Origin of the sequence: Arthrobacter sp. SLBN-112 (assembly GCF_030944625.1) — a bacterium.
Lineage (GTDB): Bacteria > Actinomycetota > Actinomycetes > Actinomycetales > Micrococcaceae > Arthrobacter.
Genome location: NZ_JAUSXY010000001.1, coordinates 1506939 through 1524132 on the forward strand (window position 1 = coordinate 1506939; position 17194 = coordinate 1524132).

Here is a 17194-nt window from a genome sequence, read left to right on the forward strand (position 1 = left end):
ACAAAGGCTGGCCCCCATGCACAAATCCGCCAAGGACCTCGCAGCGCTTATCCCTCCGGGGTTCACGCTTGGCGTCGCAACCGCAGCATTCCAGATTGAAGGGGCGCTGGACGAAGACGGCCGCGGGAAGGCGGGCTGGGACGTGTTTGCCGCCAAGCCCGGTGTGATCGTGGGTGAGCACAGTCCGGCAGTAGCCGCCGACCATTACCACCGGATGCCGCAGGACGTGGCCCTGCTGAAGCAGCTTGGCGTGGACTCCTACCGGTTCTCCCTTTCCTGGCCGCGCATCCAGCCTGGCGGCACCGGGCCCGCAAACCGGGCCGGACTGGCGTTCTACGACCGGCTCCTGGATGAGCTCCTGGCCAACGGGATCTCACCCATGGCCACCATCTACCACTGGGACACACCATTGGAGTTGGACGAAGCGGGCGGCTGGATGAACCGGGACATGGCCTACCGCCTGGGGGAGTACGCCGCCCTCGTAGCCGACGCGTTCGGCGACCGGGTGGCCCGCTGGGTCACCATCAACGAACCGGCAACGGTGAGCGCCAACGGCTACTCACTGGGAGTGCATTCCCCCGGCAAGAAGCTGGCCCTGGGCGCGTTTCCCACCGTCCACCATCAGCTGCTCGGCCATGGCCTGGCGGTCCAGGCCCTCCGTGCCGCGGGGGTGCCCGGCGAGATCGGCATGACCAACGTCTACTCGCCCATGGTGCCGAACTCCATCAACCCGCTGGACAAGATCAGCGCCGGGCTCATGGACCTGGGCCAGAACCGGCTGTACGCAGACCCGGTCCTGACAGGCAGGTATCCGGACCTCATCCGGGCGGCCAAGTTCTTCAGCTCCTTCGAACACCCCGAGGAGGACATGCAGGTCATTTCCCAACCTTTGGACTTCTACGGGCTGAACTACTACATGCCCACCAAGGTCGCCGTGGGGCCCGGCAGCGGTGCTGTGCCCGAAAGCATGGCGGAGGCGATGGGGAGCGACCTCAACGCAGCAGGAGGCGGTACAACACCGTTCCACGTGGAGGCGTGGCCGGAAGCGGACATTACCGCTTACGGGTGGCCGGTCAAGCCCGAGTATATGGCGGTCGCGTTGAAGGAGATGGCGGAGCGGTACCCCAACTTGCCTCCGGTGATCATCACCGAAGGCGGTGCGAGCTTCGAGGACATTATTGTCCGGGACAAGTCGACCAATACCAGGTTCATTCCGGACGAGCGCCGGCTGAAGTACATCTCCGATCACCTTGAGGCTGCATTGAAGGCCACGGCTCCCGGCGGCGAAGCCGAATCGGTGGACCTGCGCGGCTACTACGTATGGTCCTTCCTGGACAACTTCGAGTGGTCCGCCGGGTACAAGCAACCGTTCGGCCTCCTGCACGTGGACTTCGAAACGTTGGAGCGGACGCCTAAAGCCTCATACTTCTGGTTCCAGGAGCTCATCGAGGAAAGGGACCTGGCCGCGGCGGCAGACGCAGCAATCGCCCAGGCGGTTGTTCCGGAGATCCTGGGCGGCAGTGAAGCGCCCGACGACGGCGCGGCGCTGGGTGCCACCGCATAGGCCGGACGGGCCGGCCCCGCTCCCGGTCAGCCCCGGAGCAGGTCCAGCATGGCCAGCTGCTTGGCGATGCCTGCGCCGTCCGGGGAGTAGATCCACGGAACCCTGGATGAGGTGTGGTCGCCGTCCTCGGAGTGGCCCCCGGCGAACACAGACTCACTGACGGACAGCTGCCGGATGGCAATGGCTGCCACTTTGTCCGCGTTTTCTGCGGCGAACGCGGAGTAGATGGCTTCATCGTGCTGCCCGTTGTCACCAATCAGGAGCCACCGCATGTCCGGGAATTCCTGGGCCAGCCGCTCCAGGTTCCGCCGCTTGTGTTCCTGGCCGCTGCGGAACCAACGGTCCTGGGTCAGGCCCCAGTCCGTCAACAGCAGCGCGCCCTTGGGGTACATGTTCCGGGTCAGGAAGCGGCCCAGCGTGGGTGCAGCGTTCCAGGGGCCGGTGGACAGGTAGACGACCGGGGCGTCCGGATGCTCGATGGTCAGCCGGTCCAGCAGCACCGCCATGCCCGGGGTGGCCATTCCGTGCCCGTTCACTGAGCACGAAGGTGTTCCACAGCGCCAGGAACGGCCGGGGGAGCGCGGTCACCATGACGGTGTCGTCGATGTCCGAGACGATTCCGAATCCCACCTCAGGTGCGATCACCTGGATCAGCGCCTCTTCCGGTTCGGTGCCCTTCGCGCGCAGGACCGCGGTGTGCCAGCCGGGGGGAAGCTGGACGTCCACTTCCGTGTCGATCAGGCCGCCCCGGTCCGCCGTCACGTGGGTGACGACGTTGCCGATGGTGATCTCGACGTCGGTAAACTGCAGCGGCACGCCGGTGAAGGCACGCCAGCCCCGGATGTTCTGGTTACCGTCTTTCGCCTCCTGCTCCGCCCTGCTTCCCGGCAGGGGCTTATGCGTCAGCAGTACCCGGCCCAGCACGCGCACCCGGGACGTTGAACCATAGCCCTGGTAGGCAATGGTCTGCGGTACGAAACCCCAGCGCTTGGCCAGCCGGATCCGGAGGCCGTTGACGACGTCCGAGAGCCGGTGCGCCAGCCGGAAGGCCTGGTTCCCGGAGAGCGCGTACTGAGCCAGTACTGCCTGCGCGGGTTTACGTGTCTTCCGGGCCGGATGCTGGGGAGCCGTGTCCATGCCACCACTCTGCCACAGGGTGGAGCGCGGATCAGCCGGCGCCGACGATCCCACGCAGGGTTTCGGCATTGCGCACGGCATTCCCGCCGCCGTCGTTGTTGAAGTAGGCGTACACGTCAAGGCCTCCGCTGTCCCATTCCCGGATCCGGTCGGCCCACCAATGCAGGTCGACATCCGAGTACGAGCCGCCGTACAAATGCTCATGGTCCGGGCCGTGCAGCCGGACGTAAGTAAACGGCGCGGTGGTGCGCAGGATGCAGGGCAGGTTGGCGCCGCTCATGATGCAGTAGGCCGCCTGGTGCCGCTCCAGCAGCGCAAACACCTCCGGGCAGTCCCAGCTGGGGTGCCTGAATTCAACGGCCACCCGAATCCAGGCTGGAACTGCGGCCAGGAAATAGTCCAGCCGTGCGTCGTCCCGGCTCAGTTGCGGAGGCAGTTGGACCAGGAGCACCGCACGCTTATCCCCCAGCTCATGCCAGCACCGGGCTATGCGTTCCACCCAGACTTCCGGTGCGTACAGCTTGCGGGCGTGGGTAAGGCCGCGCGGGGCCTTGACGGACATGCTGAACCCCGGCGGCAGCCGCCTGTTCCAGCCAGCGAAGGTGGTATCGCGGGGCCACCGGTAGAAACTGGCATTCAGTTCAACCGTGGTGAACCTGGCGACGTAGCACTGGAGCCGGTCCCGGACCGGCAGCCCGGGCGGGTACAGGACGTTCTCCCAATGGTCATAGCTCCAGCCGGAGGTACCGATGTGCACAGTCATTCTTCGATATTCCTACAGTGTTGTGTGGCAGGGTAATGTCATGGCGCGAATTGAGGATTATGCGGTGGTTGGCGACCTTCACACAGGTGCCCTCGTCAGCAATGAAGGCTCGATCGACTGGCTTTGCCTGCCGCGGTTCGATTCCCCTGCGTGCTTCAACGCGTTGCTGGATACACCGGACTCCGGACGTTGGCTGCTGGCACCGGAAGGGGGTGGTTCCTGCACCCGTCGAAGCTACCGCGACGGAAGCCTGATCCTGGATACCGAGTGGGAGACCCCGGACGGAACGGTGCGGGTCACCGACTTCATGCCGCCCCGCGATTCGGTGGCCGACATCGTCCGGATCGTCGAAGGCGTCAGTGGCAGCGTAAAGATGCACGGTGAGTTGGTGCTTCGCTTCGACTACGGGCATATTGTGCCTTGGGTGCGCAAAGACAAGCGGGGGCTGCACGCCATTGCCGGTCCCGACGCCGTCTACCTGGTCACTCCCGCACCCCTGCATGGCGAGAACATGCACACCGTCAGTGACTTCACAGTGAATGCGGGCGAGAAAGTGCCATTCGTGCTGACCTGGGCGCCAAGCCACGTGGGCCGGCCGGTTTCCGTGGATGCGGAGAAAGTCCTGCACAGCACGTTTGAGTTCTGGCAGGGCTGGTCCTCGCAATGCACGGTCGAAGGGAAGTACCAGGATGCCGTGGTGCGCTCCCTCATAACGCTCAAGGCCCTCACCTACGCACCCACCGGGGGAATCGTCGCCGCCGTCACCACATCACTGCCGGAACAGCCGGGCGGCCAACGCAACTGGGACTACCGCTATTGCTGGCTGCGGGATGCCACCATGACCCTGCAGGCGCTGTTGGCTGCCGGGTACAAGGCAGAGGCAGCCGCCTGGAGGGACTGGCTGCTCCGTGCCGTTGCGGGAGACCCCGCGGACCTGCAGATCATGTACGGGATCCACGGCGAGCGGCGGCTGCCGGAGATGGAACTGCCCTGGCTGAAAGGCTACGAGAACTCCGCGCCGGTGCGGATCGGAAATGCGGCTGCCGCGCAATTCCAGCTGGACGTGTGGGGTGAGGTGCTTGATTGCCTTGCGCTGACCCGGAACTCGCTGCTCAAACATACGGACGAGGCCTGGGACGTCCAGATTGCCCTGATGGAACACCTGGAGACCATCTGGGACCAGCCGGACAATGGGCTCTGGGAGATGCGGGGGCCGCGGCGGCACTTCACGCACTCCAAGGTCATGGCCTGGGTGGCTGCAGACCGGATGGTGAAGGGCGTGCGGGAGTCCGGCTTGCCTGGCCCGGTGGAGCGCTGGGAGGCGCTGCGGGACCGGATCCGGCAGGACATCCTGGCCAACGGCTTCGACGCGGAGCGCAACACGTTTGTCCAGTCCTACGGCCGTCCGGAACTGGACGCCAGCCTCCTGCTGATTCCCAGGGTGGGCTTCCTGCCTCCGAATGACCCCAAGGTGCTGGGGACCATCGAGGCGATCCAGCGCGAGCTGACCCAGGACGGGTTCGTGCTGCGGTACCGGCCGGAACAAAGCGACGACGGCCTGCCGGGTGACGAGGGCGTCTTCCTGGCCTGCTCGTTCTGGCTTGTGGAGGCGCTCCTCGGCGCCGGCCGCTATGAGGAATCGCGCGAACTCTTCGAGCGGCTTCTTGAGCTGCGCAACGATGTAGGGCTGTTGAGCGAGGAATGGGCGGTGAAGGCCAAGCGCCAACTGGGCAATACGCCGCAGGCTTTCAGCCACTTTGCGCTTGTGACTAGCGCCCTGGAGCTCCATCAGGATACGGTTCGGCGCAGTGACACCCCCATTCCGCCGGAACGGGCGGATTCGCGCTGAGGCGGCGCGGACCGGGGCTGTAACTTCTCCTTCGCAGGATAGATAAGTATACTTACTAATACCTCATGGAGTGCTCCCAAGCACAGCGCCGTGATTGATGGAGGAGTGATAGTTATGGCCGGATTTTTTGAACTCGTGGATGCCCCTGATGGCGGATACCGGATCCGGATGATGGACGGAAGCGGGAACCTGATGGCCATTTCAGTGACCTTCCCCACCAAGCGGGCGGCCGTCGCAGGCATCGCCATGGCCAGGGAAATTGCGGGCACGGGCCTGATCCGGGACAAGAGCCTGGACGGCGCGGGGTCGGTTATCCGCGAGCGGGTGCGGCCTGTCAGTTCCCCCAAGGAGGACGCCGCGAAACGGAAGAAGGCGCCCGGTGTGCGGCGGGCGGCGGTCGGCTGATGCCCGCTGCCGGTTCACCGCCTGGCGGCCCGCGCCGGGGAGTCCTCTTTGACGTTGACGGGACGCTGATCGACTCGTCGTACATCCACACGATGGCCTGGTGGGGTGCGTTCCGCCAGTACGGCCATGATGTGCCCATGGCGGCCATCCACCATTTCGTCGGCATGGGTGGCGCCCGGTTGGTGGACAATCTCCTGCCGTCCGGCCGGGACCGTGCCGAGGATGAGGACATCATGGCCAGCCATGGCGCACTGTATGCCTCGAACTGGCCCTCGCTTCGTGCCTTCGCAGGTGCCAAGGAACTGTTAGGCAAGTGCCACGCCGGCGGCCTGGCCGTGGCGCTGGCCTCCTCGGCGCGGGAGAGGGACCTGCAGGTGATGCGCTCGGTGCTGGACGCCGACGCCTTTATCGATGCCGCCACCAGCGCCAACGATGCGGAGGAAAGCAAACCTGCGCCGGACATCCTGGAGGCAGCCTGGCCGCCGTTGGCGTCGACGCTACGAACGCGGTCTATGTCGGTGACGCGGTGTGGGACATGAAGGCGGCGGCGGCGCTGGGCATTCCTGCGATCGGCGTTACCTGCGGCGGAATCAACTCGACGGAACTGCGCGACGCGGGCGCCGTCGAGGTCTATGAAGGCCCCCGCGACCTGCTGGAAAACCTTGGGTCCAGTGCTATCGGTCGGCTGCTCGCGCTCCAGCCAAACACCTGACGGCAGCATTGCAGGGCGGTCACAGCGGCTGGCCGCCGGGCACCGAGTCCTCGTCGCCGGCGATGGCGGGCTTTACCCATGACACCACGACCTTGACCGAGCCGTCGTCGTTCCGCTCAATGTCCGTTGCCACCTCAGTTGGGGGTGCCCCCATTTCCGCGATCCGCGCGCGGTAGGTGCTGACCAGTTCCGCCAGGCTTTCTTCCGTCCATTCGCCGGGACGTATACGGGTGGAGATCTCGACCGGTTCGGGCTGGTACAGCGACATGGCGTTCCTCTTTCACGTTGTCTTCTTCCCTGCCCTTCCTACGCTAGGAGCAGCCGACGGCGCCCACAAGGTTTTCATCAGCATGCTTACTTTTTAGGCGTAAAGCCGATAGCGTCGGAGAGAGGGTGCCTGCAGGCGTCCTGGTCCGCGCGCCGGAGAAACCCCTGTGGCAAGACAGAGCGAAAGGGAGACTGTGAAAGCACTGACGTGGCAAGGAAAACGGTCGGTAAGCGTGGAAGAAGTACCCGATCCCGTCATCCAGGAACCGACGGACGCGATAGTCCGGATCACCTCCACCGCCATCTGCGGTTCCGACCTGCACCTTTACGAGGTCCTGGGCCCCTACATGCACAAGGGTGATGTCATCGGGCACGAGCCCATGGGCATCGTTGAAGAAGTGGGCAGCGGTGTCACCAACCTCCGCGAAGGAGACCGTGTTGTTGTCCCGTTCAATATCTCGTGCGGCTCTTGCTACATGTGCAAGATGGGCCTGCAATCCCAGTGTGAAACCACCCAGGTCACCGAGCAGGGGTCCGGCGCGGCGCTATTCGGCTACTCGGAACTGTACGGCTCTGTTCCCGGCGGCCAGGCTGAATACCTGCGGGTGCCGCACGCCAACTACGGTCCCGTGAAGGTCGGAAACGAACTTCCGGACGAACGGTACCTGTTCCTCTCCGATATCCTGCCCACTGCCTGGCAGGCCGTGGAGTACGCGGACGTCCCGGAAGGTGGCACGCTTGCCGTGTTCGGCTTGGGACCAGTTGGCCAGTTCGCTGCCCGGATCGGCGTGCATCGGGGCTTCCGGGTGATCGGCGTTGACCCGGTTCCCGAACGGCGGGAGATGGCGGCGCGGCACGGCGTCGAAACGCTCGATTACAGCAAGGCCATCGGGGACGAACTCCGGGAAATGACCGCCGGACGTGGCCCGGACGCGGTGGTGGACGCCGTCGGCATGGAAGCCCACGGCTCGCCGGTGGCGGGCTTTGCACACCAGGCGCTGGGACTCCTGCCGGACAAGCTCGCGCAGAAGGCTATGGAGACGGCCGGGGTGGACCGTTTGGCTGCGCTGCACGCCTCCATTGACGCGGTACGCCGCGGCGGCACGCTCTCGTTGAGCGGAGTGTACGGTGGCCAGGCCAGCCCCCTGCCCATGCTCACCATGTTCGACAAGCAGCTGCAGGTGCGGATGGGGCAGTGCAATGTGCGGAACTGGACGGACCAGTTGCTCCCCCTCGTGGAGGACGACGCCGAGCCGCTGGGTGTGATGGACCTTGTAACCCACCGCGCGGGCCTTGACGGTGCGCCCGCCTTGTACGAAAAGTTCCAGAAGAAAGAGGACGGCTGCATCAAGGTGGTCCTCAACCCGGGCGCGTGAGCCCGGCTGCCGGCACAAAAAGCAGGGGCCGTTACGGACATCCGTAATGGCCCCTGCTGCTTCCCGGGCAGACCGGAGGGTTCCTAGGTGAGCTTCACCTGGCGGTTCATGTCCTTGTAGAGCAGGTAGCGGAACTCGCCCGGGCCGCCGGCGTAGCAGGCCTGCGGACAGAAGGCGCGCAGCCACATGAAGTCGCCTGCCTCCACCTCCACCCAGTCGTTGTTCAGCAGGTACATGGCCTTGCCCTCCAGGACGTACAGGCCGTGCTCCATGACGTGGGTTTCCGGGAACGGGATGACGCCGCCGGGCTGGAAGGTCACGATGTTCACCTGCATGTCGTGCGCCAGGTCGTTGGAGTCCGTGAATCGGGTGGTCTTCCAGACGTCGTTCGTGTCCGGCATGGACGTGGGCTCCACGTCCTTTTCGTTGGTGACGAAGGACTTTGCCTCGTACCCTTCGAGCCGCTCGTAGGCCTTGCGGATCCAGTGGAAGGACACGACGTCGTCCGAAACGTTCTCCAGGCCCCACTCCGAACCGGCAGCCGCGTAGGCGTAGCCACCTTCCTCCAGCGGGTGCAATTCACCGTCGAGGGTGAGGTTGACCTTGCCGCGGGTCACGAAAATGACACCTTCGACGCCGGCCTCGAACTCCGCCTTGGGAGCGCCGCCGCCCGGTCCGATTTCCACGATCAACTGGGAGAACGTGGTGGCGAAGCCGGAGATGGGACGGGCGATAATCCAGGACCGGGTGTTCGAAAAGCCGGGCAGGTTGGACGTGACGATGTCCGTCATCACGCCCTTGGGGATCACCGTGTACGCCTCGGTCACGATGGCGCGCTCGGTGGTCAGGTGGGTCTGCGGCGGCAGTCCGCCGGTGGGGGAGTAGTACTTGCCCATGAAAGGGATCCTTTGCCTAGGAGTTGGAAGTGGTGGCGAGCCGCGGGTGTGCCAGGCCGGTAAGCTGCGGAATTCCGACGCCGGCAAGCGCCTGGACTTCCTCGGCACCAACGGCGCCGCACTGGACCCCGCGGAGCACGAACGCGGCCAGGGCCCGGGCCGTGGCGGGCTCGTCCATGACGCCGCCTTCGGTCCGCTCCACGTAGTTGCGCAGCCGTGCCGCTGCGGCCGGCAGGCCCTCCCGGTAGAAGGCGTAGGTGGCCGCGAACCGGCTGGCCAGCTGGGCCGGGTGCAGGTCCCAGCCCTGGTAGTAGCCGCGCTCCAGCGACCGCCGCACCAGCCGGCCGTGCAGCTGCCAGGCGTTCTCAACGTTGTCGCCCACCGGGATGATGTTGGTGGATCCGTCGGAAAGCCGGATTCCGGTACCGGCCACGGCCAGTTGCATGACCTCTTTGGCGAAGTCGGCCACGGGGTGCTCCATGGACTGGTATTCGGCTGAGATCTGCAGCGACGCCGAGTAGTCATAGGTTCCGTAGTGCAGCCCGCTGATCCTGCCGGGCACCGCGTGCGGCAGCTGTGCCACCGGCGAGGTGCCCTCCGGGCCCAGGATGAGCTGCGGCGTTTCCACCTGGACCTCAAAGCGGAGGCGGCCGGCCGGCAGCGAGTGGACGTCCTCCAGCCGGGACACGGCGTAGTCCATCGCCTGGACCTGGGCCACGGTGGTGACCTTGGGCAGGGTCAGCACCAGCCCATCCGGCAGCTCGCCGGCGGCGGCAAGGCCGGAGACGAACAGGTCGAGGGTGCGGAGTCCGCGGGCCCGGGTGGCGGCTTCGAAGCACTTGAAGCGGATGCCGATGAACGGGGGAGCGGACCCGGCCGCGACGGCGGTTGCCACCGCTGCTGCCGCGGCCACCGCGGCAGTGTCCTCGGCGTCGTCGCCCCGGTCGCCAAACCCGTCTTCGAAGTCCAGCCGCAGGTCCTCGATTGGCTCGGTGGCCAGTTTCGCCGCCACACGGGCGGCCACCGCCCCGGCGTGGCCCGCGTCCTGGCCCAGGAGCCGCCCCAGCTTTTCGAAGCCGCCGTGCGCGTCCGCCGTCGCGGTTGCCTGGGCACCCCAGTCCGTGGCGAGCGACGGCGTGAAACGGTCCGCCGGCACGTACACCGTGTGCACGGGCTGGCGTGAGCCGTCGTCGCCGGGGTAGTTCTGCTCCAGCAGCCGGTCCGTGGCAGCCAACTGCCCGTCGATGTGCGCGAGATCCGCCGCGGAAAGTGAGGGCTTGGGTGCTGCCATCTCAGCCCACCAGTTCGTAGGCGGGGGTGGTGAGGAAGTCCGTGTAACCATCCGAAAGGCAGATGTCCGCGATCAGTTCGCTGGCCGGCTGGTAGTAGCGGCGGAAGGCCTCGTCGCCGAATTCGGTCCGGAGCCGCTCGGTTTCCTCGCCCAGGATCCGCTCCACCAGCTCCTTGGTCACCGTGTTGCCGGTGTCCGCCAGGATGGACTTGTTCCTGATCTGCTGCCACACCTGTGAGCGGGAGATCTCCGCGGTGGCGGCGTCCTCCATCAGGTTGTGGATGGCCACGGCGCCGTTTCCGGACAGCCACACCGCCGTGTAGGCCACGGCCACGTACAGGTTCAGGCGCAGGCCGGCCTCGGTGACCTGGCCGTCGGCGGAGGAGACATCGAGCAACTGCTCCGCGGTGACCGAAACCTCCGGACGCTGCTTGTCCACCTGGTTCGGCTTGTCCCCCAGCACGGAGTCGAAGACCTCGCGGCAGGTGGATACCAGGTCCGGGTGTGCAACCCAGGAGCCGTCAAAGCCGTCGTTTGCCTCACGGGTCTTGTCCGCCCGCACCTTCTCGAAAGCTGCTTCGGTCACTTCCGGGTGGCGGCGGTTGGGGATGACCGCAGCCATGCCGCCCATGGCGAAGGCGCCGCGGCGGTGGCAGGTCTTGACCAGGAGTTCGGTGTAGGCGCGCATGAACGGTGCGGTCATCACCACGGACGCGCGGTCCGGCAGGACGAATTCCTCGCCGGCGTCACGGAAGTACTTGATGATGCTGAACAGGTAGTCCCAGCGGCCCGCGTTCAGGCCCGAGGCATGGTCCCGCAGTTCGTAGAGGATTTCGTCCATCTCGAAGGCGGCCGGAATGGTCTCGATCAGGACCGTTGCCCGGATGGTGCCCTGGTGCAGGCCCAGGTAGTCCTGGGCGAACACGAACACGTCGTTCCACAGCCTGGCCTCAAGGTGGCTCTCCATCTTGGGCAGGTAGTAGTAGGGGCCCTGTCCGTTGAGGACCAGCTGTTTGGCGACGTGGAAGAAATGCAGCCCGAAGTCCACCAGCGCGCCAACGGCGGGCTCGCCGTTGAGCAGCAGGTGCTTCTCCTGCATGTGCCAGCCGCGGGGCCGGGCCACCACGACGGCCAGCGGCGCGTCCGTGCGGAGCCGGTACTCCTTGCCTTCCTCCGAGGTGTAGCTCAGAGTGCCCTGGGCGGCGTCGCGGAGGTTCAGGATGGCATCGATGACGTTGGCCCACGTGGGGGTGCTGGCATCCTCGAGGTCCGCCAGCCACACTTTGGCACCGGAGTTCAGGGCGTTGATGGCCATCTTCGCCGGCGAGGCGGGCCCGGTCATCTCAACCCGGCGGTCCTGCAGGGCTGCGGGGGCGGGCGCAACCTTCCAGTCGCCGTCGCGCACGTCCTGTGTCTCCGGCAGGAAGTCCAGCTTGCCGGTTTCTGCCACCCGCTGCCGCTTGACGGCGCGTGCCGCCAGGAGCTCGTTGCGGGTGCCGGCGAACCGGTTGTGAAGCTCCTCCACGAAGGCCAGAGCCTTGGGCGTGAGGATCTCCTCTGCGCGGTTGATCGGCCGGGGATCTGTGACGGTGATGGCCATTTCTGGTCCTTTCCTTGTGCGGGAAGTCGGGGCGGTCAGGCGGAGGCCAGTGCGGCCACCGGCTCCTTGGCGGAATCGGCCGCCGTTGCCACGTTTGAGGCGTGTGCCGCGGCTGCGACGGCTGCCGCGACGTTGGCGGTCACGTGCGGGTCGAAGATGCTCGGGATGATGTAGCTGGCATTGAGCTCATTATCATTCACCCGGTTGGCGATTGCCTCCGCGGCGGCCACCAGCATTTCCGGGGTGATGTCGCTGGCTCCGACGTCCAGGAGCCCGCGGAAGAGGCCCGGGAAGGCCAGGACATTGTTGATCTGGTTGGGGAAGTCGCTGCGGCCGGTGGCCACGACGGCGGCGTGCCGGGATGCGATGGCCGGGTCCACCTCGGGCGTGGGGTTTGCCATGGCGAAAACGATGGAGTCCTTTGCCATGGAGGCGACGTGCTCCTCGTCCAGGATGTTCGGGGCGGAGACGCCGATGAAGACGTCCGCCCCTGCCAGGGCCTGGTGCAGGCTGCCGGAGAAACCTTCCTCGTTGGTGTTTTCCGCGATCCAGGTGCGGTGCCCGTCGTCGTACTTCTCGCCCTTGTGGATGGCACCGGAACGGCCTGCGGCCACGATGTGGCGTGCGCCTTGGGCCTTGAGCAGTTGGATGATCGCCGAACCGGCAGCGCCAACGCCGGAGACCACGATCTTTACGTCCTCGATCTTCTTGTCCACCACGCGCAGGGCGTTGACCAGGGCCGCGAGGGTCACGATGGCGGTGCCGTGCTGGTCGTCGTGGAACACCGGAATGTCGAGTTCTTCGCGCAGGCGCGCCTCGATCTCGAAGCAGCGGGGAGCGGCGATGTCCTCCAGGTTCACCCCACCGAACACGGGCGCCAGGAGCTTGACCGTGCGGATGATCTCCTCGGTGTCCTGGGTATCCAGGCAGACCGGCCACGCGTCCACGTTGGCGAACTGCTTGAACAGGGCGGCCTTGCCCTCCATGACCGGCAGGGCGGCTGCGGGGCCGATGTTGCCCAGGCCCAGCACGGCGGAGCCATCGGTGACGACGGCGACAGTGTTCCGTTTGACGGTGAGGTTGCGGGCAGCGGCGGGGTCCTCGGCGATGGCCAGGCAGACGCGGGCAACGCCTGGGGTGTAGGCCCTCGAGAGGTCGTCGCGGTTGCGCAGCGGGACCTTCGGGACCACTTCGAGCTTGCCGCCGAGGTGCATCAGGAAGGTGCGGTCCGAAACATGCTGGACGGTAACGCCATCGAGGGCGTTAAGGGCGTCCTTGACCCGCGCTGCGTGGGCGTCGTCGGTGGTGTTGCAGGTGACGTCGACGACGAGGGTCTCGTGGTGGGACTCGGTGACGTCCAGCGCGGTGATTGCGGCGCCGGCTGCTCCCACGGCCGCTGCAAGCTCGCTGGTGGCGCTGAAGCTCGACGGCGCTTCCACGCGCAGGGTGATCGAATTTCCGGGGCTGGGGTTCGCCATTGAATGTCCTCCTGTTAGGCCTTGTCCGGCTTCTGCTCTGATCCGAATGTTTTCGTATTATGGATATTATTATCTACTTTATGGAAACACAACCCCTTTGTGATGTGACTGCTGAGGGACGTCGCCGTGCGTCCTGCCGTGCTGTATGTTGGGTGTTCTAAGCAACTCTTTTCACGATGTGGATAAGAGTTGTCGGATTCCGAGCCATAGGAGACAACGGAATGGCAGAAAAAGCCTCCGGCGGAGTGCAGTCGGTGGAGCGCGTCTTCGAGCTGCTGGAGCTCATCACGGATGCCGGCGGCGACGTCACGCTCAGTGAGCTGTCGTCCTCGACCGATTTGCCCCTGCCCACCATCCACCGCCTGCTCCGCACGCTGGTATCGCTCGGCTATATCCGGCAGCTGCCCAACCGGCGCTATGCCCTGGGGCCCCGGCTGATCCGGCTGGGCGAAGGCGCCAACAAGCAGCTCGGCGCCCTGGCCCGCCCGCAGCTCAAAACCCTGGTGGACCGCCTCGGGGAGACCTCCAACATGGCCGTGCTTGATTCGGACATGGTGATCTACGTGGCCCAGGTCCCGTCGCTGCACTCCATGCGCATGTTCACGGAGGTGGGCCGGCGCGCCCATACCCATGCCACCGGCGTGGGCAAGGCCATCCTGGCCCAGCTCGACGACGACACTGTCCGCGGCATCGTGGCCCGCGCCGGGATGCCCACGCCCACGGCCAAGAGCATTGGCGACGTCGAGGAACTCCTGGCCGACCTCAAGCTCATCCGCGAGCGGGGCTACTCCATCGACGAGGAGGAGCAGGAGCTCGGCGTCCGCTGCTTCGCGATGGCGGTCCCCAACGCCCCCACGCCCACAGCTATCTCGGTCTCCGGTCCGGTGTCCCGGGTGGACGAGAACTTCGCCGACAAAGCCGTCCCCATCCTCCGCGAAGCCGCGGAGGCCATCTCCCGCGAGCTCAACCACACCTGAGGCACCCGGCCTGCAAAGGCTGTGCCAACCACGCACGACGGCGGCCCGCTCCTTTCGGAGCGGGCCGCCGTCGACGGTTTCAGGCAGGGTCAGTGTTCCGACGCCTTGTCGGATGACTGGACCGTTTCTGATGCCTGGACCGGGACTTCCTTTCCGTCGCAGTCGATGAGCTTGCCGTTCTCGAACCGGTCGCCGTCCGCAAGGCAGCGGATGTCCTCCGCCTTGACCAGCCGTTCGGTGCCCGCGACGAAGACGGACTGGTTATCCGAATTTCCGGCGCGGAAGTGGTTGAACAGCAGGTTCAGCAGGATGGCCATGACGGCGGCCGAGCTGATGCCGGAGTGGAAGATGGTGCCGAACCAGGAAGGGAACTGGTCGTAGAACGTGGGCGCGGCGATGGGGATCATCCCGAAGCCGATGGAAGCGGCCACCACGATCAGGTTCATGTTGTTCTTGTAATCCACCTTGGACAGGGTCCGGATGCCGCTGGCAGCCACTGTGCCGAAGAGCACGACGCCGGCACCGCCCAGGACGGGTGTCGGCACCGCTGCCACCACGCGGCCCAGGACGGGCAGCAGGCCGAGGACCACCAGGATCACGCCGCCGGCGCTGACCACGAACCTGCTCTTGACGCCGGTGATGGCCACCAGGCCCACGTTTTGTGCGAAGGCGCTCTGGGTGAAGGAGTTGAAGAGGGGGGACACGGCGCTGGAGAGCATGTCCGCGCGCAGGCCGTTGCCGATCCGCTTGGAATCCACCTTGGTGCCTACGATCTCGCCTACCGCGATGATGTCCGCGGACGTTTCCGTCAGGGTGACCAGGATGACGATCAGCATCGAGATGATGGCAGCCAACTCAAACGTGGGCGGCCCGAAGGCGAAGGGGGTGGGGAAGGCGACGATCTCGCCCTGGCCCACCTTGGAGAAGTCGGCCATGCCGAAAACCAGGGCGATGAGGGTGCCCAGGACCATGGCAAGGAGGATGGAAAGCCGGGAGATGGCGGCGCTGCCCACCTTGCTCAGGAGCAGGACGATGCCCATGGTGCCGGCGGCCAGGCCGATGTTGGCCACGCTGCCATAGTTCGGAGCCTTGTTGTTGCCGCCCATGGCCCAGTTCGCGGCCACTGGCATCAGCGTCAGGCCGATGGTGGTTATCACGGTTCCGGTCACGACGGGTGGGAAGAAGCGGATGATCTTCGAGAACAGTGGAGTGATCAGCAGGCCGATCAGGGAGGCAGCAATGACGGATCCGAAGACTGCCTGGATCCCGCCGCCGCCGTGCACGATGGCCACCATGGTGGAGACGCCGGCGAAGGAGACCCCCTGCACCAGCGGCAGTTGCGAGCCGAAGAATGGAACGCCGACGGTCTGCAGGATGGTGGCAAGGCCGCCGACGAAGAGGCAGGCCGCGATGAGGAGGCCTATGTCCTGGGAGTTCATTCCGGCGGCTGCGCCGATGATCAGGGGAGGGGCGATGATGCCGCCGTACATGGTCAGGACGTGCTGGAAGCCGTAGGCAAACGTGCTTCCGATCGGGAGTCGTTGGTCCTCCGGGCGGCCCTTGGCCCCTTTACCGGCGGCCGCGGCGGCCAGTTTCTTCTTGGTGTTCATGGCAGACTTTCTTGGTTCATGGCAGACGTCATCGTCTGGCTAACTTGTGTCTGGCTAACAGGTGGATTGCGGCTGGCTCAACCACCGATGGTTGGTGGTTGAGCCAGCCGAAACCCTGGGATGGTGCTTTAGCAGAAGCCGGCGATGCCGGACCAGCCAGCCGGAGCTGCCGCAGCGTCCTCGCGCTGGACGGTGGCCTCGATCAGGCCGTACGGGCGGTCGGCTGCGAAGAAGACCTCGTTGGGGTTGTCCAGGCCGAACGGCGAGAGATCCACCAGGAAGTGGTGCTTGTTGGGCATCGAGAACTTGATTTCGTCGATCTCGCTGTGCGCCTCAAGCACCTTGGTGCCCATGTCGAACAGTGTCTGCTGCAGGGCATGGGAGTACTTTTCGGTGAAGCCTTCGAGCAGGAGGCCCTTGACGTCGTCGTAATTCTTGTTGAAGTCCAGGCTGCTGAAGTCGGTACCGGTCTTGAAACGCCAGCGGGCCGAGACGTCCGTGGCGAGGATGCGGTCGGTGGTCTCCGGAAGCGTCGTGTAGCGGTCGCGGGGGTAGCCCACGAAGCCGGACTCTGTGGACTTCAGGACCGTCAGGTCCTTCAGGCCGGAGATCAGGTGGCTGGTGGCGCCATCGCGGACCAGGACGGCGGTACGGACTTCCTGGCCGTTGCGGACGAATGAGTGGTCGTGTTCGCTGCCGTGCGCCTGGATGCGGTTCCAGCTGTAGGACTCGGCTTCCCAGCGGCCGCCGGTGACCCAGTCGAAACTGGAGGTGAAGTGCTCGCCGAGGCGCAGCAGGAAGGCTTCCGGTGAGCCGATGCCGTCCCGGGCGAAGGCGTAGATGGTGTTTTTCTGGGTGTCCGTGGCCACCACGTGGGCGTTGTCGCCCTCAAGGTGGGCCGCGGCGAAGTCGCCCCGCAATTGCGAGGTAACGTTCAGGTCTTCGATCTCGTGCCGGTTGGTGTCCCTGGTGATCTTGACGACGCGGACTTCGGCCTTGCCGTACTGGTTTTCGCCGAGGATGATCTTGCTGCTCATGGTCTTTTCCCAATCTCCGGTAAGTGGAACCAAGGTTCCATCACTGAAATTAAGCGCGCGTTTCAAGCGCGTTTCCGGTGGAGCCGACCCAACAAAAAAGAGCCGGCATCCATTGATGCCAGCTCATTACGACCCTGCCTGCTGCTCCCAGGTTACGTGACCTGCGCCACGAGTTGCCTACCAGCGTACCCCCGCCGGCCGGTGGTGTACATCACAACTCCAAAATTTAGAT

Annotated in this window: 13 protein-coding genes and 2 pseudogenes; 6 read left to right on the forward strand and 9 right to left on the reverse strand. The window is 65.5% G+C overall.

Annotated elements, in window-relative coordinates; translation table 11 throughout:
* The first annotated feature begins 16 nt into the window (after nucleotides 1-16).
* Nucleotides 17-1564, forward strand: coding sequence for a family 1 glycosylhydrolase (locus QF050_RS07100; protein ID WP_308929806.1), 1548 nt, complete (start codon nucleotides 17-19; stop codon nucleotides 1562-1564).
* A 26-nt stretch (nucleotides 1565-1590) separates the two neighbouring features.
* Here the strand turns inward: QF050_RS07100 and QF050_RS07105 are convergent.
* Nucleotides 1591-2770 (reverse strand): annotated as a pseudogene (locus QF050_RS07105) (App1 family protein).
* The gene (locus QF050_RS07110; protein ID WP_308929807.1) at nucleotides 2733-3464 is read right to left on the reverse strand and encodes a DUF72 domain-containing protein; all 732 of its coding nucleotides are present in this window, start codon (nucleotides 3462-3464) and stop codon (nucleotides 2733-2735) included. Before QF050_RS07110 ends, QF050_RS07105 begins: the two are co-directional and overlap by 38 nt.
* Before the next feature lie 40 nt (nucleotides 3465-3504).
* Here QF050_RS07110 and QF050_RS07115 point away from each other — a divergent pair, with 40 nt between their 5' ends.
* The 3 genes and pseudogenes from QF050_RS07115 (at nucleotide 3505) to QF050_RS07125 (ending at nucleotide 6430) form a co-directional block, all read left to right on the forward strand.
* On the forward strand, nucleotides 3505-5313 hold the full coding sequence (locus QF050_RS07115; protein ID WP_308929808.1) for a glycoside hydrolase family 15 protein: 1809 nt from the start codon (nucleotides 3505-3507) through the stop codon (nucleotides 5311-5313).
* 114 nt (nucleotides 5314-5427) lie between these two features.
* Nucleotides 5428-5718 carry a hypothetical protein gene (locus QF050_RS07120; RefSeq protein WP_308929809.1) on the forward strand — a complete coding sequence of 97 codons (291 nt, stop codon included), beginning with the start codon at nucleotides 5428-5430 and terminating at the stop codon, nucleotides 5716-5718.
* Nucleotides 5718-6430, forward strand: a pseudogene (locus tag QF050_RS07125) (HAD family hydrolase). The gene QF050_RS07120 and the pseudogene QF050_RS07125 overlap by 1 nt, the downstream one beginning before the upstream one ends.
* Before the next feature lie 19 nt (nucleotides 6431-6449).
* Here the strand turns inward: QF050_RS07125 and QF050_RS07130 are convergent.
* On the reverse strand, nucleotides 6450-6698 hold the full coding sequence (locus QF050_RS07130) for a hypothetical protein (protein ID WP_308929810.1): 249 nt from the start codon (nucleotides 6696-6698) through the stop codon (nucleotides 6450-6452).
* Nucleotides 6699-6891: 193 nt separating this feature from the next.
* On the opposite strand from QF050_RS07130, the gene QF050_RS07135 reads away from it, so the two are divergent.
* Entirely contained in the window at nucleotides 6892-8073 is a 1182-nt protein-coding gene (locus QF050_RS07135) for a zinc-dependent alcohol dehydrogenase (protein WP_308929811.1), read from the forward strand.
* A gap of 83 nt (nucleotides 8074-8156) precedes the next feature.
* On the opposite strand, the gene QF050_RS07140 is transcribed toward QF050_RS07135, so the two are convergent.
* From QF050_RS07140 to QF050_RS07155, 4 genes are read right to left on the reverse strand one after another with little or no spacing between them, the layout of a single operon-like run.
* A complete protein-coding gene (locus QF050_RS07140; RefSeq protein ID WP_308929812.1) occupies nucleotides 8157-8969 on the reverse strand; it encodes a bifunctional allantoicase/(S)-ureidoglycine aminohydrolase in 813 nt (270 codons plus the stop codon).
* Nucleotides 8970-8985: 16 nt separating this feature from the next.
* Nucleotides 8986-10260: an aldolase gene (locus QF050_RS07145; protein WP_308929813.1), complete on the reverse strand. Its 1275-nt coding sequence runs from the start codon at nucleotides 10258-10260 to the stop codon at nucleotides 8986-8988.
* Nucleotide 10261: 1 nt separating this feature from the next.
* On the reverse strand, nucleotides 10262-11860 hold the full coding sequence (gene aceB, locus QF050_RS07150; protein WP_308929814.1) for a malate synthase A: 1599 nt from the start codon (nucleotides 11858-11860) through the stop codon (nucleotides 10262-10264).
* A 35-nt stretch (nucleotides 11861-11895) separates the two neighbouring features.
* Nucleotides 11896-13338 carry an NAD-dependent malic enzyme gene (locus tag QF050_RS07155; protein WP_308929815.1) on the reverse strand — a complete coding sequence of 481 codons (1443 nt, stop codon included), beginning with the start codon at nucleotides 13336-13338 and terminating at the stop codon, nucleotides 11896-11898.
* A gap of 221 nt (nucleotides 13339-13559) precedes the next feature.
* Between QF050_RS07155 and QF050_RS07160 the strand changes: the two genes are divergently transcribed.
* Nucleotides 13560-14315 (forward strand): IclR family transcriptional regulator, encoded by a 756-nt coding sequence (locus tag QF050_RS07160; protein WP_308929816.1) that lies wholly within the window; start codon nucleotides 13560-13562, stop codon nucleotides 14313-14315.
* Nucleotides 14316-14404: 89 nt separating this feature from the next.
* Here the strand turns inward: QF050_RS07160 and QF050_RS07165 are convergent, their stop codons facing one another.
* A complete protein-coding gene (locus tag QF050_RS07165; protein WP_308929817.1) occupies nucleotides 14405-15925 on the reverse strand; it encodes a nucleobase:cation symporter-2 family protein in 1521 nt (506 codons plus the stop codon).
* A 128-nt stretch (nucleotides 15926-16053) separates the two neighbouring features.
* Entirely contained in the window at nucleotides 16054-16962 is a 909-nt protein-coding gene (pucL, locus tag QF050_RS07170; protein ID WP_308929818.1) for a factor-independent urate hydroxylase, read from the reverse strand.
* Nucleotides 16963-17194: the final 232 nt, after the last annotated feature.

Bases quoted from the DNA above. Each gene is read 5' to 3' on its own strand.
- QF050_RS07100 (WP_308929806.1), top strand. From the start codon at position 17: ATGCACAAATCCGCCAAGGACCTCGCAGCGCTTATCCCTCCGGGGTTC.
- QF050_RS07110 (WP_308929807.1), bottom strand. From the start codon at position 3,464: ATGACTGTGCACATCGGTACCTCCGGCTGGAGCTATGACCATTGGGAG.
- QF050_RS07115 (WP_308929808.1), top strand. From the start codon at position 3,505: ATGGCGCGAATTGAGGATTATGCGGTGGTTGGCGACCTTCACACAGGT.
- QF050_RS07120 (WP_308929809.1), top strand. From the start codon at position 5,428: ATGGCCGGATTTTTTGAACTCGTGGATGCCCCTGATGGCGGATACCGG.
- QF050_RS07130 (WP_308929810.1), bottom strand. From the start codon at position 6,698: ATGTCGCTGTACCAGCCCGAACCGGTCGAGATCTCCACCCGTATACGT.
- QF050_RS07140 (WP_308929812.1), bottom strand. From the start codon at position 8,969: ATGGGCAAGTACTACTCCCCCACCGGCGGACTGCCGCCGCAGACCCAC.
- QF050_RS07145 (WP_308929813.1), bottom strand. From the start codon at position 10,260: ATGGCAGCACCCAAGCCCTCACTTTCCGCGGCGGATCTCGCGCACATC.
- aceB (WP_308929814.1), bottom strand. From the start codon at position 11,860: ATGGCCATCACCGTCACAGATCCCCGGCCGATCAACCGCGCAGAGGAG.
- QF050_RS07155 (WP_308929815.1), bottom strand. From the start codon at position 13,338: ATGGCGAACCCCAGCCCCGGAAATTCGATCACCCTGCGCGTGGAAGCG.
- QF050_RS07160 (WP_308929816.1), top strand. From the start codon at position 13,560: ATGGCAGAAAAAGCCTCCGGCGGAGTGCAGTCGGTGGAGCGCGTCTTC.
- QF050_RS07165 (WP_308929817.1), bottom strand. From the start codon at position 15,925: ATGAACACCAAGAAGAAACTGGCCGCCGCGGCCGCCGGTAAAGGGGCC.
- pucL (WP_308929818.1), bottom strand. From the start codon at position 16,962: ATGAGCAGCAAGATCATCCTCGGCGAAAACCAGTACGGCAAGGCCGAA.